Annotated in this window: 21 protein-coding genes; 4 read left to right on the forward strand and 17 right to left on the reverse strand. The window is 69.8% G+C overall.

The window, feature by feature from the left end:
- Window positions 1–176 precede the first annotated feature (176 nt).
- The 3 genes from arc to ACFX43_RS27440 form a co-directional block, all read right to left on the reverse strand.
- Window positions 177–1,940, reverse strand: a complete 1,764-nt coding sequence (gene arc, locus ACFX43_RS27430; RefSeq protein WP_378839326.1) for a proteasome ATPase — start codon at window positions 1,938–1,940, stop codon at window positions 177–179.
- 136 nt (window positions 1,941–2,076) lie between these two features.
- Entirely contained in the window at window positions 2,077–3,066 is a 990-nt protein-coding gene (locus ACFX43_RS27435; protein ID WP_378839330.1) for a tRNA (adenine-N1)-methyltransferase, read from the reverse strand.
- Window positions 3,067–3,121: 55 nt separating this feature from the next.
- Entirely contained in the window at window positions 3,122–4,294 is a 1,173-nt protein-coding gene (locus ACFX43_RS27440; protein WP_378839333.1) for a site-2 protease family protein, read from the reverse strand.
- A gap of 78 nt (window positions 4,295–4,372) precedes the next feature.
- On the opposite strand from ACFX43_RS27440, the gene ACFX43_RS27445 reads away from it, so the two are divergent.
- The gene (locus tag ACFX43_RS27445; RefSeq protein ID WP_378839338.1) at window positions 4,373–5,254 is read left to right on the forward strand and encodes a RecB family exonuclease; all 882 of its coding nucleotides are present in this window, start codon (window positions 4,373–4,375) and stop codon (window positions 5,252–5,254) included.
- Window positions 5,255–5,341: 87 nt separating this feature from the next.
- On the forward strand, window positions 5,342–7,582 hold the full coding sequence (locus tag ACFX43_RS27450; RefSeq protein ID WP_378839341.1) for an acyltransferase family protein: 2,241 nt from the start codon (window positions 5,342–5,344) through the stop codon (window positions 7,580–7,582).
- A 3-nt stretch (window positions 7,583–7,585) separates the two neighbouring features.
- On the opposite strand, the gene ligD is transcribed toward ACFX43_RS27450, so the two are convergent.
- Entirely contained in the window at window positions 7,586–8,554 is a 969-nt protein-coding gene (ligD, locus tag ACFX43_RS27455; RefSeq protein WP_378839345.1) for a non-homologous end-joining DNA ligase, read from the reverse strand.
- A gap of 104 nt (window positions 8,555–8,658) precedes the next feature.
- On the opposite strand from ligD, the gene ACFX43_RS27460 reads away from it, so the two are divergent.
- Window positions 8,659–9,174 carry a SigE family RNA polymerase sigma factor gene (locus ACFX43_RS27460; RefSeq protein WP_378839349.1) on the forward strand — a complete coding sequence of 172 codons (516 nt, stop codon included), beginning with the start codon at window positions 8,659–8,661 and terminating at the stop codon, window positions 9,172–9,174.
- Window positions 9,171–9,977 carry a hypothetical protein gene (locus tag ACFX43_RS27465; protein ID WP_378839354.1) on the forward strand — a complete coding sequence of 269 codons (807 nt, stop codon included), beginning with the start codon at window positions 9,171–9,173 and terminating at the stop codon, window positions 9,975–9,977. The genes ACFX43_RS27460 and ACFX43_RS27465 overlap by 4 nt, the downstream gene beginning before the upstream one ends.
- Before the next feature lie 4 nt (window positions 9,978–9,981).
- Here the strand turns inward: ACFX43_RS27465 and ACFX43_RS27470 are convergent, their stop codons facing one another.
- From ACFX43_RS27470 to carB, 13 genes are all read right to left on the reverse strand, one after another.
- Window positions 9,982–11,442 (reverse strand): RsmB/NOP family class I SAM-dependent RNA methyltransferase, encoded by a 1,461-nt coding sequence (locus tag ACFX43_RS27470; protein ID WP_378839359.1) that lies wholly within the window; start codon window positions 11,440–11,442, stop codon window positions 9,982–9,984.
- Window positions 11,426–12,346 (reverse strand): methionyl-tRNA formyltransferase, encoded by a 921-nt coding sequence (fmt, locus tag ACFX43_RS27475; protein WP_378839364.1) that lies wholly within the window; start codon window positions 12,344–12,346, stop codon window positions 11,426–11,428. The genes ACFX43_RS27470 and fmt overlap by 17 nt, the downstream gene beginning before the upstream one ends.
- A complete protein-coding gene (def, locus tag ACFX43_RS27480) occupies window positions 12,346–12,891 on the reverse strand; it encodes a peptide deformylase (RefSeq protein ID WP_160022989.1) in 546 nt (181 codons plus the stop codon). Before def ends, fmt begins: the two co-directional genes overlap by 1 nt.
- Before the next feature lie 55 nt (window positions 12,892–12,946).
- Window positions 12,947–15,025 carry a primosomal protein N' gene (locus tag ACFX43_RS27485; protein ID WP_378839373.1) on the reverse strand — a complete coding sequence of 693 codons (2,079 nt, stop codon included), beginning with the start codon at window positions 15,023–15,025 and terminating at the stop codon, window positions 12,947–12,949.
- 166 nt (window positions 15,026–15,191) lie between these two features.
- Window positions 15,192–16,391 carry a methionine adenosyltransferase gene (metK, locus tag ACFX43_RS27490; RefSeq protein ID WP_091041325.1) on the reverse strand — a complete coding sequence of 400 codons (1,200 nt, stop codon included), beginning with the start codon at window positions 16,389–16,391 and terminating at the stop codon, window positions 15,192–15,194.
- Between the two features lie 129 nt (window positions 16,392–16,520).
- On the reverse strand, window positions 16,521–17,732 hold the full coding sequence (gene coaBC / locus ACFX43_RS27495) for a bifunctional phosphopantothenoylcysteine decarboxylase/phosphopantothenate--cysteine ligase CoaBC (protein ID WP_378839384.1): 1,212 nt from the start codon (window positions 17,730–17,732) through the stop codon (window positions 16,521–16,523).
- 70 nt (window positions 17,733–17,802) lie between these two features.
- Window positions 17,803–18,129, reverse strand: coding sequence for a DNA-directed RNA polymerase subunit omega (gene rpoZ / locus ACFX43_RS27500; protein WP_160022984.1), 327 nt, complete (start codon window positions 18,127–18,129; stop codon window positions 17,803–17,805).
- 7 nt (window positions 18,130–18,136) lie between these two features.
- Window positions 18,137–18,772 carry a guanylate kinase gene (gene gmk, locus ACFX43_RS27505; RefSeq protein ID WP_378839393.1) on the reverse strand — a complete coding sequence of 212 codons (636 nt, stop codon included), beginning with the start codon at window positions 18,770–18,772 and terminating at the stop codon, window positions 18,137–18,139.
- Entirely contained in the window at window positions 18,769–19,089 is a 321-nt protein-coding gene (gene mihF, locus ACFX43_RS27510; RefSeq protein WP_168381123.1) for an integration host factor, actinobacterial type, read from the reverse strand. The genes gmk and mihF overlap by 4 nt, the downstream gene beginning before the upstream one ends.
- Window positions 19,090–19,252: 163 nt before the next feature.
- Window positions 19,253–19,702: a hypothetical protein gene (locus tag ACFX43_RS27515; RefSeq protein WP_378839398.1), complete on the reverse strand. Its 450-nt coding sequence runs from the start codon at window positions 19,700–19,702 to the stop codon at window positions 19,253–19,255.
- 12 nt (window positions 19,703–19,714) lie between these two features.
- On the reverse strand, window positions 19,715–20,542 hold the full coding sequence (pyrF, locus tag ACFX43_RS27520; RefSeq protein WP_378839401.1) for an orotidine-5'-phosphate decarboxylase: 828 nt from the start codon (window positions 20,540–20,542) through the stop codon (window positions 19,715–19,717).
- A complete protein-coding gene (locus ACFX43_RS27525; protein ID WP_378839406.1) occupies window positions 20,539–21,579 on the reverse strand; it encodes a quinone-dependent dihydroorotate dehydrogenase in 1,041 nt (346 codons plus the stop codon). Before ACFX43_RS27525 ends, pyrF begins: the two co-directional genes overlap by 4 nt.
- A complete protein-coding gene (gene carB, locus ACFX43_RS27530) occupies window positions 21,576–24,911 on the reverse strand; it encodes a carbamoyl-phosphate synthase large subunit (RefSeq protein WP_378839416.1) in 3,336 nt (1,111 codons plus the stop codon). Before carB ends, ACFX43_RS27525 begins: the two co-directional genes overlap by 4 nt.

The following is a 24,911-nucleotide window of genomic DNA, read 5'->3' on the forward strand; positions in this document are numbered from 1 at the left end:
CGATCATAAGCACGCGTGTGGACACCGCGTGGACACGAACGATTTCGCAGGTCGTTGCGGAGCACCTGAAGAGCCGTCACGACGGAGCTCAGGACCCGGAGGAATCGACCCTGAACGACCAAACTGGCCCGCCACCTGTTCTCCCAGGTGACGGGCCAGTTTGATGGATCTGATGGCTACAGGTACTGCCCCGTGTTGGAGACCTGCTCGATGGAACGGCCGGGCTCGGTGCCCTGCTTGCCGGTGATGAGCGTGCGGATGAAGACGATCCGTTCGCCCTTCTTGCCGGAGATGCGGGCCCAGTCGTCGGGGTTGGTGGTGTTGGGGAGGTCCTCGTTCTCCTTGAACTCGTCCACGCAGGCCTGGAGCAGGTGCTGCACCCGCAGGCCCTTCTGGCCGGAGTCCTCGCCGGAGTCCAGGAAGGACTTGATGGCCATCTTCTTGGCCCGGTCGACGATGTTCTGGATCATCGCGCCGGAGTTGAAGTCCTTGAAGTAGAGGATCTCCTTGTCACCGTTGGCATAGGTGACCTCCAGGAAGCGGTTCTCCTCGGACTCCGTGTACATCCGCTCGACGACCGTGCGGATCAGCTCGTCGACGGTGGCCTGCTTGTCGCCGTTGAACTCGCCCACGTCGGTCGGGTGCAGCGGCAGGCCGGGGACCAGGTACTTCGAGAAGATGTCACGAGCACCCTCGGCATCGGGACGCTCGATCTTGATCTTCACGTCCAGACGGCCCGGGCGAAGGATCGCCGGGTCGATCATGTCCTCACGGTTGGAGGCACCGATGACCAGCACGTTCTCCAGAGCCTCGACACCGTCGATCTCGGAGAGGAGCTGCGGGACGATGGTGTTCTCCACGTCGGAGGAGACACCGGTGCCACGCGTACGGAACAGCGAGTCCATCTCGTCGAAGAAGACGATCACCGGGGTGCCGGCCGCGGCCTTCTCACGAGCCCGCTGGAAGACCAGGCGGATGTGGCGCTCGGTCTCCCCGACGTACTTGTTGAGGAGCTCGGGGCCCTTGATGTTGAGGAAGTAGGACTTGCCGTCGGCTCCCGTCTTCGCGGCGACCTTCTTCGCGAGGCTGTTGGCGACAGCCTTCGCGATCAGGGTCTTGCCACAACCCGGAGGACCGTAGAGCAGCACGCCCTTGGGTGGCTTGAGCTGGTGCTCGATGAAGAGGTCGGGGTAGAGGTACGGCAGCTCGACCGCGTCCTGGATCTGCTCGATCTGGCCGGCGAGGCCACCGATCGACTCGTAGGAGATGTCGGGCACCTCCTCCAGGACGAGCTCCTCGACCTCGGACTTCGGCACCTTCTCGTAGACATAGCCCGATCGTGGTTCGAGCAGCAACGAGTCACCCGCGCGGATCGCGTCCTGCAGGAGCGGCTCGGCAAGACGTACGACCCGTTCCTCGTCGGCGTTGGCGATGACCAGGGCGCGCTCACCGTCGGCGAGCAGCTCCTTGAACATCACCACCTCGCCGACCTTCTCGAACTCCATCGCGGCCACGACGTTCAGCGCCTCGTTGAGCATGACCTCCTGGCCATAGCGCAGCTCGTCGAGGTCGACGTTGGGCGATGCGGTCACCCGGAGCTTGCGCCCACCGGTGAAGACATCGATCGAGTCGTCCTCGTTGCGCTCGATGAAGGTGCCGAAGCCTGCTGGCGGCTGTGCCAGCCGGTCGACCTCCTCCTTGAGCTTGATGATCTGGTCTCGGGCATCCCGAAGCGTCACGGTGAGTCGCTCGTTCTGCGACGTCACGGCGGCCAGGGAGCGCTGCGCGTCAGCGAGCCGCGCCTCCAGGCCACGCGAAGATCCGGGCATCTCAGTCAGTCTGTGCCGCAGGTCGGTCACCTCAGCTTCGAGGAAACGGACATGACTCTCGAGCTCCTCGGGGCTGCGCCCCTCGGAATGGAATCCATCGGATGTCGACATCAGCACACCTCCTCTACTCCCTCGACCCTACAAGGGTGAGGGGCAGGAGCGGAGAAGGATTTACCGGTGTTGGACACTATTCGCCGACAACGGCCAAGTTCGTGTCAACCCGTGGCACACGTTCTGCAGAGTGGACTCAGTCCACTTCGGCGCCATCCTCGGGCAGGACCTCCACGACGGGCTCGGGAGCCGGCATGTCGGCCGGGCGCGGGCCGGTGTAGTCGGATCCGTACGCCCCAGGTGCAGGTCGGCGCGTCTTGCGCGGCGCGCGCTCGCCCGGCGCCAGCCTTCGCGCCGTCACCAGGAACGCGGTGTGGCCGATCATCTTGTGACCCGGCCGGACCGCGAGACCCTCGACGTGCCAGTCGCGAACGAGCGACTCCCACGCCTGCGGCTCGGTGAACCCGCCGTGGGCGCGGACCGTCTCGACGAAGCGGGACAGCTGGGTGGTGGTCGCGACGTAGGCGCAGACCATGCCGCCGGGGTAGAGCGCCTCGGCCGCCGCGTCGACGCACTCCCACGGCGCGAGCATGTCGAGGATCAGCCGGTCGCAACGGATCTGCTGGCGTGGCAGCTCCTCCTGGAGGTCGCCCAGGTTGAGCGACCAGCTCGGGTGGGACTCCCCCGCCGGGGTGCCGAAGAACTGGTCGACGTTCTTGCGCGCGACCTCGGCGAACTCCTCGCGGCGCTCGAAGGAGGTGACCTTGCCGAACGGACCCACCGCGCGCAGGAGCGAGCAGGTCAGGGCACCGGAGCCGACCCCGGCCTCCACGACGGAGGCACCCGGGAAGATGTCGGCCATGGCGACGATCTGGGCGGCGTCCTTGGGGTAGACCACGGCGGCACCGCGCGGCATCGAGACGACGAACTCCGACAGGAGCGGGCGGAAGACCAGGTACTCACCGCCCGTCGAGGCCGTGACGGTGAAGCCCTCCTCGCGACCGATCAGCTCGTCGTGGTCGATGTGGCCCTTGTTGGAGAAGAAGCGCTTGCCGGCGACGAGCTCGAAGTTGTGGCGGCGACCCTTGGTGTCGGTCAGCCGCACCCACTCGCCCTCGCGAAGCGGCCCGCGGTGCACACCCGCTCGGGCCTCGGCCGGAATGTCTGGAATATCAGCGCTTGACACCCGCCGAGGCTACCCGTTTTCCTGGCCAACCCGGCAAACCGCGGCTCGGTCCGGCTCAGGCTCCCGCGCGGAAGGCCGCGTCGACGTCGGAGGTGACCAGTACGCCGTAGATCGAGCCGTCGGGCTCGACCAGGAGGTATTCGGGCGCCGGGGTCTTCGAGATCGCCTGGATCAGGGACTCCCCGTCGATGTCGGCCGGGAGGGTGAGGCCCTCCTCGAGCTGACGGGTGACCGTCGAGGTGGCCATCCAGGGACGACGGTCCTCCGGGGTCGCCAGCAGCGCGCCCTCGTGGACGAGACCGATCGGCTCGCCGCCGCTGCTCACCGTGACGATGCTGCCGGCCTCGGCCTCCTGCGCGCGGCGTACGGCCTCGGCCAGCGGGAGATCGGCGGGTACGGCCAGGGTGCGGCGGGCGAGGTCGCGGGCGACGAGCAGCGGGAGCCGCATTCGTGCCCTCCCCGACATGATCGCCGCGGAGGCACCGCTCCAGAGGAAGACGCCGATGATGACGGCGAGGACGTAGTCGGTGAGGTCGGGCTGGACGCCGAGGATCTGGCCCTGGATGAAAGGCCACAGCAGCACGACGACCGCGAGGACCCGTCCTGCCCAGCCGGCGACGATGCTGCCGCGGTTGATGTTGCCGGTCGCAGCCCACACGCCCGCCTTGAGCAACCTGCCGCCGTCGAGGGGCAGGCCGGGGACGAGGTTGAGCACGCCGACGAACAGGTTGGTGAACCACAGGCCAGTGATGAACAACCCGACCAGGCCGCCGGGAGTGAGGAAGGAGACACCGAAGGCAGCGGCGGCGACTGCCAGCGAGACCAGCGGCCCGACGACGGCGATCCAGAACTCGTCGCGAGGCCGTTTCGCCTCCTTCTCCACGGCGGTCGCGCCGCCGAGGAAGTGGAGCATGATCGCGCCCACGGGGTAGCCGAGCCGCTTGGCGACGACCGCGTGGGCCGCCTCGTGCAGCAGCACCGCGCCGTAGAGGACGATCGCGAACGCGAAGCCCGCGACGTACGTCAACCAGCCCAGGCCGGGCTCCACGGCATCGATCCTGGGCGCCATCACCCAGGCGATCAGCGCCGCGATCAGGAACCAGGAGGGCGTCACCAGGACGTCGCTGCCCGCGATGGAGCCGACCTTGATCGTGCCCGGGACTCGCGAGGTGGGCTCCGCCTCTTCGACCGGCTTGTCGCCGCCGGGGCGTGGGTCAGGGTCTGCCACATCCCGAGCGTACTTGAGCGGCGGTCGTCAGGTGGTGGCGACCCGGATTGTCGGTGCCTGCGAATAGTCTCGATGTCCATGAGCACCTCACCCGCCGAATCGCTGTCGACCCCGGTCGACGGCGTCAACGTGCTGGGGTCGCTCTCACCGAGCCGCGCGAGCGACTTCACCTCGTGCCCGCTGCTCTACCGGTTCCGCACGATCGACCAGCTGCCCGAGCCACCGTCGGAGGCGGCCGCACGCGGGACCGTGGTCCACAAGGTGCTCGAGGACCTCTTCGACCTGCCCGCTCCCGAGCGCACTCCCCGGCAGGCGAGATCGATGGTGGAGCAGGCGTGGGAGGACGTACGCAGCCTCGACCCGGCGCTGGCAACGCTGTTCACCTCGGAGACCGAGGGCGCCGAGGAGGGCTGGCTGGAGTCGTGCCGGCAGGTGCTGCGGCGCTACTTCGACCTGGAGGACCCGCGTCGTCTGGAGCCCGCCGAGCGCGAGCACTACGTCGAGGCGCTGCTCGACTCCAAGCTGTTGCTGCGCGGCTTCATCGACCGTGTCGACGTCGCCGCCGACGGCCGGATCCGCGTGGTCGACTACAAGTCGGGACGGGTGCCGAGCGAGGCGTACGAAGCGAAGGCGCTGTTTCAGCTCAGGTTCTACGCCCTGGTGATCTGGCGGACACGGGGAGTGGTGCCGGCGATGCTGCAGCTGATCTACCTCGGTTCCGGCGACATCCTGCGCTACGTGCCGGACGAGGCCGACCTGCTGGCGACCGAGCGCAAGGCCGAGGCGATCTGGCGGGCCATCCGCACCGCCCAGGAGACCGGCGAGTGGCAGCCGAGCCCCGGGAAGCTGTGCGGCTGGTGCGCCCACAAGTCGCTGTGCCCCTCCTTCGGCGGCACTCCTCCCCCGCTCCCGACCACCACAGGCCCTGTCGCCGCGGGCGACGACCTCGACCTCGACTAGGCGCGTCTACCAGGATCGGCCGGTTACGAGAGTTATCGTCGCGACGAATGTGACGGATGCGCTTGGCTGAGGGAGGTGCGGCTGCCCGTGAGCTCGGGGCCACTACGTTCAGACCCCGGAGGAGGGACCTCGTCTCGGCACCGTCCCGACATCCAGGGGCTCCGCGCGATCGCGGTGCTCGCGGTCGTCGCGCTGCACGTCGGCTTCGGATCGCTGACCGGCGGCTTCGTCGGCGTCGACGTCTTCTTCGCGATCTCAGGCTTCCTGATCACCCAGCAGCTCATGCGGCAGGTACGCACCGAGGGCCGGGTCAGCCTGCTCGGCTTCTACGCGCGCCGGGCCCGCCGGATCCTGCCGGCCGCGACCGTGGTGCTCCTCGCGACGGTCGTCTACGCAGCCCTCTTCCTCGGCTTCGTACGCACCCGGGAGATCGCCCTCGATGCGCTGTGGTCGGCGGCGTTCGCCGCCAACTTCCGGTTCGCGTCGCTGGAGACCGACTACTTCTCGGCGGCACTGCCGCCCTCGCCGCTGCAGCACTTCTGGTCGCTCGCGGTGGAGGAGCAGTTCTACCTGGTCTGGCCGCTGATGATCCTGGGCTGCCTGTGGGCGATCAAGCGGCGCGGCGAGAAAGCCGCGACGGACGGTCCCGTCACCGCCGATTCCCGCGGGCGCAGGCGCGTGCTGGTCATCGCTCTCGGCGTCGTCATCGTGGCCTCGCTGCTGGCCTCGGCGGTGCTGACCCGGACCAGCCCGGAGGCGGCGTACTTCTCACCGTTCACCCGCGCCTGGGAGCTCGGCCTGGGCGCGATCGCGGCGATCGCGTTCCGTGACGACGGGCCCCAGGACGCCACCGCGCGGTGGCGGGCGCAGGTGCTCTCCGCGTTCGGGATGTTCTTCATCGTCTGCGCCTGCCTGCAGTTCAACGACGCGACCCCGTTCCCCGGCACCCCGGCGCTGGTGCCCGTCCTCGGCAGCGTCTTCATCATCGTGGCCGGCACGCTGTGGCACGGCCCGACGGTGGTCGGCCGGCTGCTGTCGGTGCCGCCGCTGCAGGTCGTCGGCAACTGGTCCTACTCGCTCTACCTGTGGCACTTCCCGGTGCTGGTCCTCGCCGAACTGCAGCTGGGCCGCGAGCTGCGCTGGTGGGAGCAGGTGCTCCTCGTGGCGCTGGCGCTCGGTCTGGCGGGACTCTCCTACCACTACGTGGAAGAGCCGTTCCGGCGCGGCATCCTCTGGCGCCGTCCGGCGTTCGGTCGAGCCGCCACGCTTGGCCCGGTGGCGCTCTATCCGCTGAGCATCACTCTGGTCGCGGTGACCTGCTTCGGGGCCAACACCTACGCCACGGGGACCGCCCGCGACGGCTACCAGCCGGCGATCACGCTCGCCGAGGCCGACTCCTCCGCGTCTTCCGAACCGTCTAAGCAACCCGACCGGCCGGCATCGAGCGCCGCACCGCCCGCCGCCGAGACGCAAGAGCCCGACCCGCTCCCAGCGCTGCTGAAAGCCTCGGTGCTCGCGGCCCGCAAGAACCAGGCGATCCCCACCAACCTGAAGCCGGGCCTCACCAACCTCTCCGACGACGTGGAGTCGGTCGGCGCGTGCAACTACTACTCGACGAACGTACGCAAGCTGTGCCCACGCGGTGACGCCGACGCCGAGAAGACGATCGTGGTCATCGGCGACTCCCACGCCCGCCACTGGACGCCCGCGGTCGAGGAGATCGCCAAGCGCTCCGGCTACCGCGCCTACATGCTGGCGATGCCGCAGTGCACCGTCTCGCTGGTCACCCCCGACAAGATCGACAGCACCGACCCGATGACGTCGTGCGACGACTTCCACGACTTCATGCTCTCCTCGGTCAAGAAGCTCCGCCCCGACCTGCTGCTGATCTCCTCGCGCCCGATCAGCGCGGCCTACCACGACTCCTCGGGCCGGCACACCGACCGCGCAGACGTACGCCGCGCGGTCTACCGCGGCTACCAGCGGCTCCTGGCCCAGGTGAAGCCCGCCGCGAAGCGCACCGTGTGGCTGCGCGACGTTCCGGCGCTCGAGTTCGACCCGGCCACGTGCCTGAGCAGCAACAAGACGCTCTCGCCCTGCACCTACAAGCCGCTCGAGAGCCAGCAGGACGGCGCCGACCTGCAGATGCAGGCGGCCAAGTCAGCTCGCGTCGAGACCGTCGACCTCGACGACATGTTCTGCGACAGCGTCGGCATCTGCACGACCGTCGTCGGCGACACCATCACCCATCGCGACGGCCACCACCTCACCGCGACCTACTCCAAGGAGCTCGGTCGCACGCTGGGCGAGCGCCTCGAGATCTGGTGACACTCACTCGGCGTCGTCGGGCTCGGGCGGTGTCTCGGCGCCGTCGCGCTCGTCCCGGTCGGCCCACTCGAGCAGCGGCTGGATCGAGAACGGATGGTCGTCGATGTCGGCGTGCAGGTCACCGATCTCCGCGAACCGTGCCGGCACCGTACGCATCGTGAACTCACGCGGGTCGACGTCCTTGGTCTCCTCCCAGGTGATCGGGGTGGAGACCCGGCCGTCGGCGACGCCGCGGATCGAGTAGGCGCACGCGATCGTGTGGTCCCTCGTGTTCTGGTTGAAGTCGACGAACAGCTGCGCCGGGTCGCGATCCTTGCGCCACCAGGCGGTGGTGACCAGCTTCGGTGCCCGGCGCTCGACCTCGCGGGCGAAGGCGTGCGCGGCGCGGCGTACGTCAGCGAACCCGTGCTCCGCCGGAATCCGGACGTACACGTGCATCCCCGAGCCACCGCTCGTCTTCGGGTAGCCGACCGCGCCGAGCTCATCGAGGAGCTCGCGTACGACGCCCGCCACCGTCTGCACCGTCGAGAACGGGCACTCGGGACCGGGATCGAGGTCGATGCGCCACTCGTCGGGCTTCTCGGTGTCCTCGCGGCGGCTGTTCCAGGGGTGGAACTCGACCGTCGACATCTGGACGGCCCAGATCACCGCACCGAGCTCGGTCACGCAGAGCTCGTCGGCGGTGCGGCCCCAGCGCGGGAAGTAGAGGCGTACGGTCTCGATCCAGTCGGGCGCCCCCTGCGGCAGCCGCTTCTGGTGCACCTTCGGCCCCGCCAGGCCCTTGGGGAACCGGTGCAGCATGCACGGCCGCTCCCACAGCGCGTTGACGATCCCCGGTCCGACGGCGAGGTAGTACTGCGCCACGTCGAGCTTGGTCGCCCCGGTCTCAGGGAAATAGACCCGATCGGGGTTGGAGATCCTGACGACGCGGTTGTCCACCTCGATCTCCACCGACGGCGATGCCTTGGCCATGCTCGCCAGCGTAGGCGCTGAGATGATGCGGTGAAACGAAACTCGCTGATCCAGATCCTCGCGGGGGGTGTCACGTGGACCTCGCTCCGAGGCGTCGAAGGGATGTGAGCACATCGACCGCGATGACCCCCGCTGAGGAGTTCGCCGACTTCGTCCACGCGACGGGCGGCGCGCTCTACCGCACCGCGCTGCTGCTGACGGGCGACCATCACCTCGCCGAGGACCTGACCCAGACCACGTACGCCCGGGTCTTCGCGTCCTGGCGACGGGTCAGCAGGGCGGACAACCCGACGGCCTACGCACGACGTGTGCTCCTCAACGGATTCATCTCCCACCGACGGCTCCGGCGAAACGCCGAGACGCCGACCTCGACGCTGCCGGACGATCCGGGCAGTGATGCCGACCCCAGCGCCCGGATCGACCTGCTTGCCGCTCTCCAGCGGCTGTCGCCGACCGACCGGGCCGTGCTCGTCGCGCGCTATTGGGAGGACCGATCCGTGTCCCAGACCGCTGCCGACCTCGGACTGACCGAGACGGCGGTCCGCACCCGCGCGAAGCGTGCCCTGGAACGGCTGCGCCCGCTGGTTGCGGACATCTTCCCGGAGAGGACCGCCCGATGAACGACCCAGAGACCAGCTTCCGTACGGCATTGCAGGAGCGTGTCGCCGACCAGCACCCTGACTACGCCCGGATCTCGGCCCGCGCGATCAGCGCGGGCTCACGCATCCGTCGCCGCCGGCGCATCACCGTGACCGCCGGAGCCGCTGCGGCCGTCGGCGCCTTCGCCGCGGGTGGGCTCGGGCTCTCCCAGCTCCTGACCACGACCGCGGTCGACCAGGCTCCTCTCGGCGCTGCCGGCGCACCGTCGGCGTCGGCCTCGCCGTCGACTGCGCCGCTCGCCTCCGGGCAGAGTCTCGACCTCGGCAACGGTGTCACCGGACAGGTCGTCACCAACGATGAGGCGAAGACGATGGACATCACCATCCAGGCGGCCAGCGCTCGACCGGGCACCGGGACCGGCTTCACCATCGTCCTGTCCGGGCCGGCCGGCGCGGTCGAGCAGACCTGGAGCAACGGTACGGTCCTCGAGGACTACCCAGGAGCCACGATCGCCACCGAGGGCGCACGCGTAGGGCTCGTCGACAAGGTTCCCGTCGAGCGGCCCGCCGGGTGGGCGTGTGAGTGGTATCTGATCGACGACAAGGCCTCCTGCACCTCCGAGGACGGTGGCGTGGCCGCCTTGGTGATCCGCCCGGCGGAGGACTACCCGGACTGGAGCAAGAGCCCCGACAAGGCCGGCCCCGGCTCGGGTTCCTACATCACCCCGGTCCACGGCGACATCTTCATCAGTGTCCAGAGCGGGGAGGGCACCACCGACGCCGAGCTCGAGACGCTCGCGAGCTCGCTCAGGTGGACCGACTGAGCCGCTACGGAGTACGCCGCAGCAGTGCCAGGAACATCGCATCGGTGCCGTGGCGGTGCGGCCACAGCTGCACGGTGCCTGCCAGCGGCCCGGCGCTGTCGGGCACCGTGCCGGCTGTGGCGCCGATCGGCTCGAGGATCGCATCGGATCGGTCCTCGAGCACGCTCCGCACCACGCCCTCGGTCTCGGCCAGAACCGGCGAGCACGTGGCGTAGAGCACGACACCGCCCGGCCGGGTCAGGTCGATCGCCCGGTCGAGCAGGGAGCGCTGGAGGTCGACGAGTACGTCGAGGTCGGCTGTCGCACGTCGCCACCGTGCCTCCGGCCGGCGGCGCAGCGCTCCCAGGCCGGTGCACGGGGCGTCGACGAGGACCCGGTCGAACGTCGCGTCCTTGAACGGCGGTCTGGTCCCGTCGCCGGCCACGACCCCGGCGGACCCGTCCACGTGCGTGCCGGACGACCGGTCGGTCAGGTTGGCGAGGACGAGTCCGGCACGGTGCGGCTGGCGCTCGTTGGCGACCAGCGTAGCGCCCTGCTGCGCTGCCAGGGCGGCCAGCAGCGCCGACTTGCCGCCGGGCCCGGCGCACAGGTCCAGCCACGACTCCGTCCCGGATTCCTGCTGGTCGAGGTCGGCCTCGGCCAGAGCGATCGCGACGAGCTGGGACCCCTCGTCCTGCACCCCGGCGCGCCCCTCCGCCACGGCGGCGATCCCGGCCGGTGAGCCGGAGTCGAGGGTGACTCCGAAAGGCGAGTAGGGGGTGGGCGTGCCGCCGAGCTCGTCGACAGCCGCTCGCCCCGGACGGGCGACCAGGGTGACCGACGGCGGCACGTTGTCGGCCTCGAGCAGCGCATCGATCTGGTCACGACCGACAGCCTCGGCGAGCCGCTGGACGACCCAGCGCGGGTGGCTGAAGGCGACCGCGGCCCAGCCGTCGTGGTCTTTCTCGCGCGCGGGCGCCACCTCGGCGACCCACTCGTCGAGGGACTTGCGGGTGACCTTGCGAAGCACGGCGTTGACGAACCCCGCCGGACCCTGACCGACCTTCGACCGGGTCAGGTCGACGCTGGTCGAGATCGCGGCATGGTCGGGCACCCGCATCGACAGCACCTGGTGTGCGCCCAGCCGCAGCACGTCGAGCACCTTCGCCTCGACCTTGGCCAGCGGCCGATCGATGCAGGCGGCCAGCACGGCGTCGTACGTCCCCTGCTGCCGCAGCGTCCCCGAGACGAGCTCGGTGGCGAAGGCCGCGTCGCGACCTTCCAGTCCGAGGCGGCCGAGGACGTGGGGCAGCACCAGGTTGGCGTACGCCTCATCGACCCGCACCGCCTTCAACACCTCGAATGCGGCGAGCCGAGCCGGATCGGCGGGCTTGGTGCTGCCACGCGGCCCCGATCGAGCCGGTCCCTGTGGCCGCCGGCCGGGGCCTGAGCGCCTACCCGGCTGTTCCCTATTCGAAGGCGACACCGGACTCCAGACGTACGCCGCGGGCCCAGTCAGCGGCCGGCATCTCCTTCTTGCCGAAGGCCTTCACCCGGCCGAGCCGGACCGCCGTGGTGCCGGTGCCGACGAGGACCTCGTTCTTGCGGACGATGAGCTCACCGGGAGCCAGCGTGTCCTCGGCCATCGTGACCGGCCCGACCTTGAACCGCTCGCCGTCGAGCAGGGTCCAGGCTCCCGGCGCCGGGGTGCAGGCGCGGATCTGCCGGTCGATGGCGACGGCGTTCTGCGTCCAGTCGATCTGGGCGTCCTCGACGGTGATCTTGTCGGCGTAGGTGACGCCTTCGGTGGGCTGCTCGCGCGCCTCGAGGGAGCCGTCCTCGATGCCGTCGAGCGTGGACACCAGCAGCCGGGCCCCACCTTCGGTGAGCTTCTCGAAGAGCGACCCGGAGGTCTCGTCGGGCGCCAGCGCCTGGGTCATGGTGCCGAAGACGGGGCCGGCGTCCATCGCCTTCACGATCCGGAACGTGGTGGCCCCGGAGATCTCCTCGCCGGCCCAGACCGCGCGCTGCACCGGAGCTGCGCCGCGGTAGGCGGGCAGCAGCGAGAAGTGGAGGTTGACCCAGCCGTGCGTCGGGATGTCCAGGGCCGACTGCGGCAGCATCGCGCCGTAGGCGACCACCGGGCAGCAGTCGGGCTCCAGCGCCTTCAGCTCCGCCTGGAACTCGGGATCGCGGGGATGCTCCGGCTTGAGCAGCGGCACCCCCAGCTCCTCGGCCCGCTGGGCCACCGGCGAGGGCACCAGTCGCTTGCTGCGCCCCTGCGCGGCATCGGGACGGGTGACGACACCGACGAGCTCGTGGCGCGAGGCGGCGATCGCGTCCAGCGAGGGGACGGCCACCTCGGGCGTACCTGCGAAGACGACCCTCATCAGAACCCGAACCCGTTCGTCGCGTGCGGCGAGACCTTCACCGTGGGCTTCTCCAGGCCGAACCACTCCGACTCCCGGATCTCCTTCATCGCCGCCTTGCGCGCGGCCTCGTCGAGCCGGTCGATGAAGAGGATGCCGTCGAGGTGGTCGGTCTCGTGCTGGATGGCCCGGGCGAGCAGCTCGGAGCCCTCGATGGTGACCGGCTCACCGTGCATGTCGAAGCCCTTCGCCACGACCGACAGGGCCCGGCGGCAGTCGAAGGTGATGTCGGGCAGCGACAGGCAGCCCTCTCCCCCGTCCTGCGTCTCCTCCGACAGGGTGAGGTCCGGGTTGACCAGGTGACCCACCTGGCCGTCGACGTACCAGGTGAAGACCCGCAGGCTCACTCCGATCTGGGGAGCGGCCAGTCCGGCGCCGGGCGCCTCGAGCATGGTGTCGGTCAGGTCGGCAACGAGCTTGCGCAGCTCCTTGTCGAAGTCGACGACCTCGATCGCTGGCTTGCGCAGCACGGGGTCGCCGAAGAGTCGGATGGGCTGGACTGCCACTGTTCTCCTAGGTGGTCGAGCGTGTCGAGACCACAATACGTGGGCTGAGCGTGGGTCAGAGCGTCGGCGGATCCACCTGGACCCGCACCGGGTCGAGCTTGCGCGCCGACCGCACCCGCTGCAGCTCTCCCAGTGCTTCGGTGAGCCTCACTCCGAGGGATCGCGGCACCCGTACGACCGCGCGCAGCCGGGGCTCGCCGGTCGACGTGGGCTCGGCGGGGACCGGCCCGAGCACCTCCGCGCCCGGCGGCAGCGCGAGCAGGGTGAGCGCGTCGTCGAGCGCTCCCGGAGTGCCGGTGATGGTGGCCAACCGCGACGCCGGCGGGAGGTGGGCCTCCTGCCGCGCGGCCGCCTCGCGCTGGGCGAACCCGGGCTGGTCCCAGCGCACCAGCGCCTGCAGCACCGACAGAGCCGGGTCGCCGACGACCAGCACCCGCCCACCGGGCCGCACCAGGCCCGCGGCGTTGCTCCAGCGGCGCAGCGCCTCCTCGTCCGTGCGCAGGTCCGGCCGCCCCAGCAGCAGCCAGGTGTCGAGCAGCAGCACCCCGGCATAGCCGCCATCGGCGACGGGCTCGGCGCCGATGGTCGCGACCACGATCGCCGGAGTGCCCGGCACCGACTGCTTGACCGCCCCTGCCGAGGAGGTCACCACTCGCACCCCGGCGAAGGAGCGGCCCATCTCCTCGGCCGTACGCGCCTCGCCGATGATCGGCGCCCGCAGCCCGAATCCGCCACAGGCTCCGCACGCCCACGCAGTCTCGACGTGACCGCACCAGCCGCACGTCGGCGGCGCGGTCGGTCCGCCGAGCTGCAGCGGCCCCTGGCAGGCCGAGCACCTGGCTGGCGTACGACAGCGGTCGCAGGCCAGCGAGGCCGCGTATCCGCGCCGCGGCGTCTGCAGCAGGACGGGTCCGGTGGTGAGCGCCGCCCGGATGATCTCGTGGGCCTCGCGAGGCACCCGGGAGGCGCGGGTGAGCGGGTCCTTCTCGAGGTCGAAGTCGGTGTCGCCGGTGATCTCGATGCTCACCCGCTCGCGGGCCAGCGCACGGGTGGGCCGGATCTCCTGCGCCCAGCCGGTCTCGGTCAGGAACCCCGCCTCCACCGTCCGCGCGAAGCCACCCACCAGCGCGGCCGCCTGCTCCTGCTCGGCCCGCAGCAGCAGCACGTCGCGCGCGTGCGGGTAGGGCGAGCGCTGCTCGGCGAGCAGGTCGTCGCCGTCGTCCCAGACGACCACCAGCCCGAGGTCGTGCACCGGCGCGAAGGCCGCCGCGCGGGTGCCGATCGCCACCTTCACCGCGCCCCGGGCGACCCGCAGGAACTCCCGGTAGCGCGAGGCTGGCCCAGCGTCGGCGGCCAGCACGGCATGCTGCCCCTCCCCCAGAACCTTGGTCATCGCGGTGTCGAGACGGGCGAGGTCCTTCCAGTCCGGCACCACGACGAGCGCGCCGCGTCCGGAGGCCAGCGTCGTCGCGGTGGCATGGGCGATCAGGTCGGCGTGGTCGGTGCCGGCCGCGGCGTGCCAGACCGCGCGCGGCGCACCGCCGGAGGCCAGATGTCGTAGGAACGCGCCCGCCGGCTCGTGACCGCCCCAGGCCGCCGCCGCGGCAGCGGCGTCGAACGGCCGCCCGGCCGGGGCGACCGCTGCGGGCTCCTTCTCGGTCGACGCGTGCCGGGGCGGGATCGCCAGCCGGAGCACGTCGGCCCGAGCGCCCGCGTAGCGCCGGGCGACCGACTCGCTCAGCGCCGCCACCTGCGGCGTGAGCACCGGCTCGGAGCTGACGACCCGCTTGAGCGGCTGCAGGTTCGCGTGCTCGGAGGCTTCCGCCCGCGCCACGACGAACCCGTCGACGTCCTTGGGACCGAATCGCACCTTCACCCGGACCCCGGGCTGGGCCTCCTCGGCCATCGAGGCCGGGACCGCATAGTCGAAGGGCCGGTCCAGGTGAGCCATCGGCAGGTCGACCAAGACCTTGGCGACCGGATCGACCTCGGTGATCGTCGCCTCCGCGGCCTTCCGTGCCCGCGTCGCCGCGGCCTTCGCCCGCCCCTCCTTGACCCGGTCGCGAACCAGCCCGGGCAGCTCCAGCTCGGCTGCCCCGGCTGCCTCCTGCGGTCCCCGGGTCACAGTGGTCATTTCTACCAGCCGCCGCCGACAACGCATCGGCACCGACCACGCCAAAACGCCGCTGGCGCCCGTACCAGGTGGACGGGCGCCAGACTTCTCAGGCAATTCCTGCACTTCTCTGGCATTGCAATGCCAGAGAAGTGCAGGAATACCCGGTTAACCGGGTATTCCTACCTCAGGCCCCGGCAGCAGCCTTGAGGGCGTCGGCGCGGTCGGTGCGCTCCCAGGTGAACTCGGGAAGCTCGCGGCCGAAGTGACCGTACGCAGCGGTCTTGGCGTAGATCGGACGCAGCAGGTCGAGGTCGCGCACGATGGCGGCGGGGCGCAGGTCGAAGACCTCCAGGACGGCCTTCTGGATGTTGGCCTCGGGCACGGTGTGGGTGCCGAAGGTCTCCACGAAGACACCGACGGGCTGGGCCTTGCCGATGGCGTAGGCGACCTGGACCTCGGCGCGACGGGCCAGGCCGGCGGCGACGATGTTCTTGGCCACCCAGCGCATGGCGTACGCAGCCGAGCGGTCGACCTTCGACGGGTCCTTGCCCGAGAAGGCGCCGCCGCCGTGACGGGCCATGCCGCCGTAGGTGTCGACGATGATCTTGCGGCCGGTCAGGCCGGCGTCGCCCATCGGGCCACCGACCACGAAGCGGCCGGTCGGGTTGATGTGGAGCTTGTAGCCGTCGAAGGGGACCGACGACTTGAACTGCTCGAGCACCGGCTCGATGACGTACTTCTTGATGTCGGCGTGCAGCTGCTCCTGGCTGGTCTCCTCGGAGTGCTGGGTCGAGAGGACGACTGTGTCCACGCGGACGGCCTTGTTCTCGTCGTCGTACTCGATGGTGACCTGGGTCTTGCCGTCGGGACGCAGGTAGTCCAGCGTGCCGTCCTTGCGGACCTCGGTCAGCTTCTCGGCCAGCGTCTGCGCCATCTTGATGGGCAGCGGGAAGAGCTCGGGCGTGTCGTCGCAGGCGTAGCCGAACATCAGGCCCTGGTCACCGGCGCCCTGCAGGTCGAGCTCGTCGACCGAGCTGTCCAGACGGTGCTCCTCGGCGGTGTCGACGCCCTGGGCGATGTCCTGGCTCTGGGCGCCGATGGCGACCTGGACACCGCAGGAGTGGCCGTCGAAGCCCTTGAGGGAGGAGTCGTAGCCGATGTCCAGGATCTTCTGGCGCACCAGCTGGGCGACCGGCGCATAGGCGTCGGTGGTCACCTCGCCGGCGACGACGACAAGGCCGGTGGTGAGCAGGGTCTCGACAGCAACCCGGCTCTTGGGGTCGTGCTCGAGCAGGTAGTCGAGCACGGTGTCGCTGATCTGGTCGGCGATCTTGTCCGGGTGCCCCTCGGTCACCGACTCCGACGTGAAGAGACGTCCGGTCACGTGTAGCTCCGTTTCAAAGGTTCGTGTGGGTTGAACAGGTAGGCAAACGTCAATCGTTCTGGTCGACAAACATAGACCCCGAACCCCAGGACCGTTGGGGTGGTCCTCATCGTGGCGCGTGGCGTGTCGTCAGTTTGTACGTTGTTCATCCAGGCGTAAGGAGATCTGGTCCCAGATCACCTCTGCGAGGGCGGATTTCGCCCCTTCCTGCACGTCGACGTGGCCTCCGTCGGCGCCCAGGATGACCGCCTTGTTGACCTCGCTGCCGAAGACCGCACCGCCGCTGACGTCGTTGACGACGAGCAGGTCGCAGCCCTTCCGTTTCAGCTTGGCCGCGGCGAGCTCGAGCACCGAGCCGGTCGAGTCGCCCGTCTCCGCCGCGAATCCCACGACGACCTGACCGGGCTTGGTCCGGTGGTGGGAGATCTCGGCCAGGATGTCGGGGTTCTGCATCAGCTCGATCGTCGGCGCCGACCCGTCGGCGGCCTTCTTGATCTTGGCCTCGCTCACCCCGGTCGGCCGGAAGTCGGCGGGGGCGGCGGCCATGACGACCGCGTCCGCACCGGTGGATGCGGATACCACGGCATCGCGCAGCTCGGCGGTCGTGCCGACACGCACGACCTTCAGGCCGGCCGGGTCGGGCAGGGTCACGTTGGCGGCGACCAGGGTCACCTCGGCACCGCGGGCGGCCGCGGCACGGGCGATGGCATAGCCCTGGAGCCCGGACGAGCGGTTGCCGAGGAAGCGGACCGGGTCCAGATACTCCCGGGTGCCGCCGGCCGAGACGACGACGCGTCGACCGACGAGGTCGGCACGCCCGCCATGGGCGAGCACGGCACGGGAGAGCTCGAAGATCTCGGCCGGCTCGGGCAGGCGGCCCTTGCCGGTGTCCTTGCCCGTCAGCCGGCCCTCGGCGGGCTCGATGACGATGTTGCCGCGCTCGCGCAGGGTGGCGACGTTGGCCTGGGTCGCCGGGTGCTCCCACATCTCGGTGTGCATCGCCGGAGCGAAGACGACCGGGCATCGCGCGGTGAGCAGTACGTTGCTGAGCAGATCGTCCGCGAGGCCGTGGGCCGCACGGGCGAGCGTGTTGGCGGTCGCGGGCGCGACCACGACGAGGTCGGCCTGCTGCCCGATGCGTACGTGCGGGACCTCGGTGATGTTCTCGAAGACGCCGGTGGCGATCTCCTTGCCCGACAGCGCCGCCCAGGTGGGGGCGCCGACGAACTCGAGGGCGGCGGCCGTGGGGACCACGGTCACGTCATGGCCGGACTCGGTGAACCGGCGTAGCAGCTCGGCCGCTTTGTAGGCGGCGATGCCGCCGGCGACCCCTAAGACCACGCGCGGCCGCTCCCCCTCGAGGGGAGCGGCCGAAGTGGTGCTGTTGGTGGACAGCGGAAGACCTGGACGATCAGGCGTCGCCGGCAGGCGCCTCGGCAGCGGCAGCCTGAGCCGCAGCCTGGGCGGCCAGCTCGGCCGGGTCGATGTCCTCGCAGGTCAGCAGGTCCTCGTTGATCTCGCGCAGCGCGATCGATAGGGGCTTCTCCTGAACGTGGGTGTCGACCAGCGGGCCGACGTACTCGAGGAGGCCTTCGCCGAGCTGGGAGTAGTAGGCGTTGATCTGGCGAGCCCGCTGGGCGCTGTAGAGAACCAGCTTGTACTTGCTGTCGGTCTTCGTCAGCAGGTCGTCGATCGAGGGGTTGGTCACGCCCTGGGCGTCGATCTGAGGGGCAGCCACGTGAGCCTCACTTGTCGGCTTGGTCGGATTTCTTGCTCGGAAGCCCGAGCGTCATCAAGGTTACCAACTCATCGGCTGCCTGATGAACTTCGTGGTTCACGATCGTGACGTCGAACTCCTTCTCCGCCGCCAGTTCGACCCGCGCGGTCTGCAGGCGGCGCTCCCGCTCGGCCTCGGTCTCGGTGCCTCGACCGACCAGCCGGCGGACGAGCTCTTCCCAGCTCGGCGGGGCCAGAAAGACGAAGATCGCCTCGGGCATGGTCTCGCGCACGAGCCGGGCGCCCTGCAGGTCGATCTCGAGCATCGCCGGGCGTCCCTCGGCCAGCGCCTTGTCGACGGGACCACGAGGGGTGCCGTAGCGCGCCATGTTGTGGACCGTGGCCCACTCCAGCAGCTCGCCACCGGCGATCATCGCGTCGAACTCCTCGTCGGAGACGAACAGGTAGTGCACACCGTGGACCTCGCCAGCGCGCGGCTTGCGGGTCGTCGCCGAGACGGACAAGAAGACCTCGGGGTGGTCGTCGCGCACCGCAGCTGAGACGGTGCCCTTGCCGACCGCGGTCGGACCGGCCAGGACGACCAGTCGCTTCTCGTGGCCCTCGCCGGCGCCTGCCGGGGTCTTCTCGTCCGCCATCAGACTCATCGGCGAGCGAACTCCTCGACCAGCGCGGCCACCTGCTTGGGGCCGAGGCCCTGCACACGGCGGCTCATCGCGATGCCGAGACGCTCCATCATCTGGGTTGCCCGCACCTCACCGAGGCCGGGGTGGGAGGTCAGCAGGTCGATGACCTTCATCTTGCCGACGACCTCGTTCTTCTTCCCTTCCTCGATGACCTCGAGGACGGACATGCCGCCAGTGCGGACCTTGTTCTTGACAGCAGCCCTCTCCTGGCGCGAGGCCGCGGCTTTGACGAGCGCGGCAGCGCGCTGTTCAGGGGTGATGTCCGGAGGCAGAGCCACGAAGACTCCCTTTCACGATCAATGTGTAGTCGACAGGGCAACCGGGTCGCGCGGTACAGGGATCGTGCCCCCCGGCTGAGCGCTGAAAGTAAGCGCTCGCGCCAATCTAGCCATTACGTTGCCGGGGCGGCAATCGGGGTCGCCTATCTGGTGTCCATTCGGTTCACAGGGTCAAGGACGTGTGACAGACGTCCCGGGCCTGCTGCTGGACGCGTACGGACGCCTCCTGCGTCTTCGTGCTGCTCACCTTCGTGGCCGCGTCGGCGATCTTCTTCGCCTCGGCGCCGCTGACGCCCTCGGGCGGCTCGCCGTTCTCGAAGTCGTCGGCCGAGACACCGGCGTCCTCCAGAGCCGTGCTGAGCCCTGAGATCGCCCCCGTGAGCGTCTTCCAGTCCTTCGCGATGTCGTCGGGCGCGTTGCGCTCGAGGTCCTCGAAGATCGGCAACGCGGCGATCAGCCCGCTCGTGCCGTCCTCCCCCAAGGTGTTCGTCAGCTGCTCCTGATGGCCCTTGAGGGACTCGCAGTAGTCGTCGATCGGATCACCGCACGAGCTCAGGCCCGTGGCGAGGATCGGCAGGACGAGGAGCTGGGCGGCCATCCGGAGACTGGTCATGGCGCCAGTGTCTCAGCCGAGCTCGTCTCGCAGCCTCAGGGCCTCGTCGCGCAGCGCGGCCACGTCCGGGCCCTTGCGCAGCAGTCCGCGGCTGGTGCTGGCGACCACGTTGGCGTTGGCGGACCCGAAGATCCGGGCGAGGTCGCCCGGGGTGCCGCCCTGCTCACCGAAGCCCGGCGCCAGGATGGGGCCGTTGAACCCGAAGTCGTACGCCACCCCCGCACCGTCCGCGCCGTCGATCGTCGCACCGACGACCGCGCCGAAGGAGCCCAGTGGAGTCTCGGCCTCGTTCAGCCGGCGCAGGTGGTCGAGCATGACCCGGCCGACGCTGCGGCCGTCCTCGACCGTCGCGTGCTGCACCTCTGGGCCCTCCTTGTTGGAGGTCAGGGCGAGCACGAACAGCCCGGCGTCGAATTTCGTGGCCGTCTCGACGAACGGGGTCAGCGAACCGAAGCCCAGGTAGGGGCTCACGGTCACCGCGTCGCTGCCGAGCGGGCTCGCAGGATCGAGGTAGGCGTCGGCGTACGCCTGGCTGGTGGAGCCGATGTCGCCGCGCTTGATGTCGAGGAGCACCAGCGCACCGGCGGCCTTCGACTCCGCGATCACCCGCTCCAGCACCGCGACGCCACGCGATCCGAAACGCTCGTAGAAGGCGCTCTGCGGCTTGACCACGGGTACGTAGGGGGCCAGGCCCTCGACCGCGGTCAGGGCGAACCTCTCCAGGCCGGCGAGGTCGTCGTCGAGGCCCCAGTCGAGGAGCAGCGAGGCGTGCGGGTCGATCCCGGCGCAGAGCCTCCCCCGTTCCTCGAGAGCGGCGACATAGCGGGCACCGAAGCTCATCGAGCCACTCCGTTCGCGATCCGGCGGGCGTAGAGCGGGCCCTCGTAGATGAACCCGGTGTAGCCCTGGAGCAGGTCGGCACCGGCCGCGAGGCGCTCTCGCGCGTCCTCGACGGTGGCGATGCCACCGACCCCGACGAGGGTCATCTCGGGACTGACCCGGCTGCGGAGCAGCCGCAGCACCTCGAGCGCTCGCGCCTTGAGTGGGGCGCCGGAGAGGCCACCGGCACCGGCGGCGGTGATCTCGGCAGGCGCCGAGACGAGGTGCTCGCGGCCGATGGTGGTATTGGTCGCGATGATCCCGTCCAGGCCGATCGCGGTGGCCAGGTCGGCGACCTCGACGACGTCGGAGTCGGCCAGGTCGGGGGCGATCTTGACCAGCAGCGGGACCCGGTGCTTGGTGACCTGGTCAGCGATGGAGCGGACATGCTCCAGCAGCGGCTGCAGCTTCTCGACCGACTGCAAGCTACGCAGGCCGGGCGTGTTGGGCGAGGAGACGTTGACCACCAGGTAGTCGGCGTAGGGAGCCAGCAGCCGGGCCGACTTGGCGTAGTCGGCCTCGACGGCCGACTGGTCGTCCTCGGGCACGAGCTTGGTCTTGCCGATGTTGATGCCGAGGACCGGTCCGCCGGCGGCCGTGCCACGGCGCTCCAGACGGCTCGCCAGCCGGGCGGCGACCGCCTCGGCGCCGTCGTTGTTGAAGCCCATCCGGTTGATCACGGCGCGGTCGGCGGGCAGCCGGAACAGGCGCGGCGCCGGGTTTCCCGGCTGCCCCTCCCCCGTGACCGTGCCGATCTCCACGTGCCCGAAGCCGAGCCCGCCCAGCGCGTCGATCCCGACCGCGTTCTTGTCGAAGCCCGCAGCCAGGCCGATCACGTTCGGGAAGGTGAGCCCCATCGCGTGCACCGGGGATCCCGGCGTACGTGTCCTGGACAGCGCCGGGCCGGCCGCACGGATCGCGGCGAACGCCTGCTGGTGGACTCGCTCCGGATCCGTCTTCGTCAGTACCTTGTCGAACAGAGTCCGGTAGGTCCTCATTTGGCCGACACCCCGCCGTCGTGGTGGCCGACGATGTCGCGCCACTCCTGCAGGCTGCGTACGTCGATCTCACCGCGCCGCAGCGCCTCGATGCCCTGCACGGCGGCGCCGAGGCCCTGGACCGTGGTGATGCAGGCGATGTTGGCCATCACCGCGGCGGTGCGGATCTCGTAGCCGTCCATCCGGGCGGACTTGGCGTTGGAGGTGCCGTTGGGCGTGTTGATGACCAGGTCGACCTCGCCGTCGAGGATCCGCTGGACGGTCGTCTTCTCTCCATCGGGCCCCGTGCCCTCGGAGTGCTTGCGCATCAGCCGCGAGGGCACGCCGTTGCGGCGCAGCACCTCGGCGGTGCCCTCGGTCGCGAAGATCTCGAAGCCGTGGTCGGCGAGCACCTTGATCGGGAAGATCATGGTGCGCTTGTCGCGGTTGGCCATCGAGACGAAGATCCGGCCCTGGGTCGGCAGCGGGCCGAACGCGCCGGCCTGGCTCTTGGCGAAGGCGCGGCCGAAGTCGGAGTCGAGCCCCATGACCTCGCCGGTCGACTTCATCTCCGGGCCGAGCACGGTGTCGACCTGCTGGCCCTCCGGGGTGCGGAACCGGTTGAACGGCATGACCGCTTCCTTGACCGCGATCGGCTGGTTGGGCGGCAGCGCGCCACCGTCGCCGGTCGCCGGAAGCACACCGGCCGTACGCAGCTCCGCGATCGACTCGCCGAGCATCACCCGCGCCGCGGCCTTGGCCAGCGGGGTCGCAGTCGCCTTGGAGACGAACGGGACGGTGCGGGAGGCGCGCGGGTTGGCCTCGATGACGTAGAGCACGTCGGAGCCGAGCGCGTACTGGATGTTGAGCAGGCCGCGTACGCCGACGCCTTCGGCGATCGCCAGGGTGGCGACGCGGATGCGCTCGACCTCGGCGGCGCCAAGGGTGATCGGCGGCAGCGCGCACGAGGAGTCACCGGAGTGGATCCCGGCCTCCTCGATGTGCTCCATGACGCCGCCGAGGAACAGCTCGGTGCCGTCGTAGAGGGCGTCGACGTCGATCTCGACGGCGTCGTCGACGAACTTGTCGACCATCACCGGCTTGTCGGGGGTGACCTCGGTGGCGGCCTCGATGTAGGAGCGCAGCGCGTCGTCGTCGTAGACGATCTGCATGCCGCGCCCGCCGAGGACGTAGGAGGGACGCACCAGGACCGGGTAGCCGATCTCTGCAGCGATCTCGCGGGCCTCGTTGAACGTGGTGGCCATGCCGTGCTTCGGCGCGACCAGGCCGGCCTTGTGGAGCACCCGGCCGAAGGCGCCGCGCTCCTCGGCGAGGTGGATGGCCTCGGGGCTCGTGCCGACGATCGGCACACCGTTGTCCTTGAGCGCCTGCGCGAGCCCGAGCGGGGTCTGGCCGCCGAGCTGGCAGATGACCCCGACCACCGGTCCGGCCTGCTGCTCGGCGTGGACGATCTCGAGCACGTCCTCCAGGGTGAGCGGCTCGAAGTAGAGCCGGTCGGAGGTGTCGTAGTCGGTGGAGACCGTCTCCGGGTTGCAGTTCACCATCACGGTCTCGTAGCCGGCCTCGCTCAGCGCGAGAGAGGCGTGCACGCAGGAGTAGTCGAACTCGATCCCCTGCCCGATCCGGTTGGGCCCGGAGCCGAGGATGATCACCGCCTCCTTCTCCCGCGGTGCGACCTCGGTCTCCTCGTCGTAGGAGGAGTAGTGGTAGGGCGTACGCGCCTCGAACTCGGCCGCGCAGGTGTCGACCGTCTTGTAGACCGGGCGGATTCCCAGGGCGTGGCGTACGCCGCGGACGACGTCCGCGGTCATGCCGCGCATCTTGCCGAGCTGGTAGTCGGAGAAGCCGTGGCGCTTGGCGTAGCGGAGCACGTCGGCGGTCAGCTCGGGCGCCGCGATGATCTCCTGGGCGATCTCGTTGATCAGGAAGAGCTGGTCGATGAACCAGGGGTCGATCTTGGTGCTCTCGAAGATCTCCTCCGGCGTGGCACCGGAGCGGATCGCGTCCATGACCCGCTTGAGCCGGCCGTCGGTGGGGACCTTGATCTCCTCCAGCAGCGCGGGCTTGTCGAGCTCGACGACCTCCTGGGTCCAGTCGAAGACCGCCTCGGGCTTCTCCAGGCTTCGCAGCGCCTTCTGGAGGGCCTCGGTGAAGTTGCGGCCGATCGCCATCGCCTCGCCCACGCTCTTCATGTGGGTGGTCAGGGTCGTGTCGGCGCCAGGGAACTTCTCGAAGGCGAAGCGCGGGACCTTGACGACGACGTAGTCGAGGGTCGGCTCGAACGACGCGGCGGTCGAGCCGTTCGGCCCGGCGGTGATGTCGTTCTCGATCTCGTCGAGGGTGTAGCCGATCGCGACCTTCGCGGCGATCTTGGCGATCGGGTAGCCGGTCGCCTTGGAGGCCAGCGCCGAGGAGCGCGAGACGCGGGGGTTCATCTCGATGACGATGATCCGGCCGTCGGCCGGGTTGACGGCGTACTGGATGTTGCAGCCGCCGGTGTCCACGCCGACGGCGCGGATGATGCCGATCGCCAGGTCGCGCAGCTTCTGGTACTCGCGGTCGGTCAGCGTCAACGCCGGGGCGACGGTGATCGAGTCACCGGTGTGCACGCCCATCGGGTCGAGGTTCTCGATCGAGCAGACGATGACCGAGTTGTCCTTGCGGTCGCGCATGACCTCGAGCTCGTACTCCTTCCAGCCGAGGATGGACTCCTCCAGGAGCACCTCGGTGGTGGGGCTGGCCGCGAGGCCGGCGCCGCCCAGACGCCGCAGCTCGGTCTCGTTGTACGCGAAGCCCGAGCCCGAGCCACCCATGGTGAAGCTCGGCCGGATGACCACGGGGTAGCCGAGCTCCTCGGCGCCGGCGAGCAGGTCGTCGATGCTGTGACAGATGACCGACTTGGCGCTCTCGCCGCCGAGCTCGGCGACGATCTTCTTGAACTCCTCGCGGTTCTCACCGCGCTGGATGGCGTCGATGCTCGCGCCGATCAGCTCGACGTCGTACTTCTCCAGGATCCCGCGCTCGTCCAGCGCCACCGCGCAGTTGAGCGCGGTCTGGCCGCCGAGGGTGGCCAGGAGAGCGTCGGGGCGCTCCTTGGCGATGACCTTCTCGACGAACTCCGGGGTGATCGGCTCGACGTAGGTCGCGTCGGCGAACTCCGGGTCGGTCATGATCGTGGCCGGGTTGGAGTTGACCAGGACGACCCGGATCCCCTCCTCGCGCAGCACGCGACAGGCCTGGGTGCCGGAGTAGTCGAACTCGCAGGCCTGGCCGATGACGATCGGCCCGGAGCCGATCACGAGCACGGACTTGATGTCCTCGCGCTTGGGCAT

It is taken from the genome of Nocardioides sp. YIM B13467, from assembly GCF_042788075.1.
In the GTDB taxonomy this organism is placed as follows: Bacteria; Actinomycetota; Actinomycetes; order Propionibacteriales; family Nocardioidaceae; genus Nocardioides.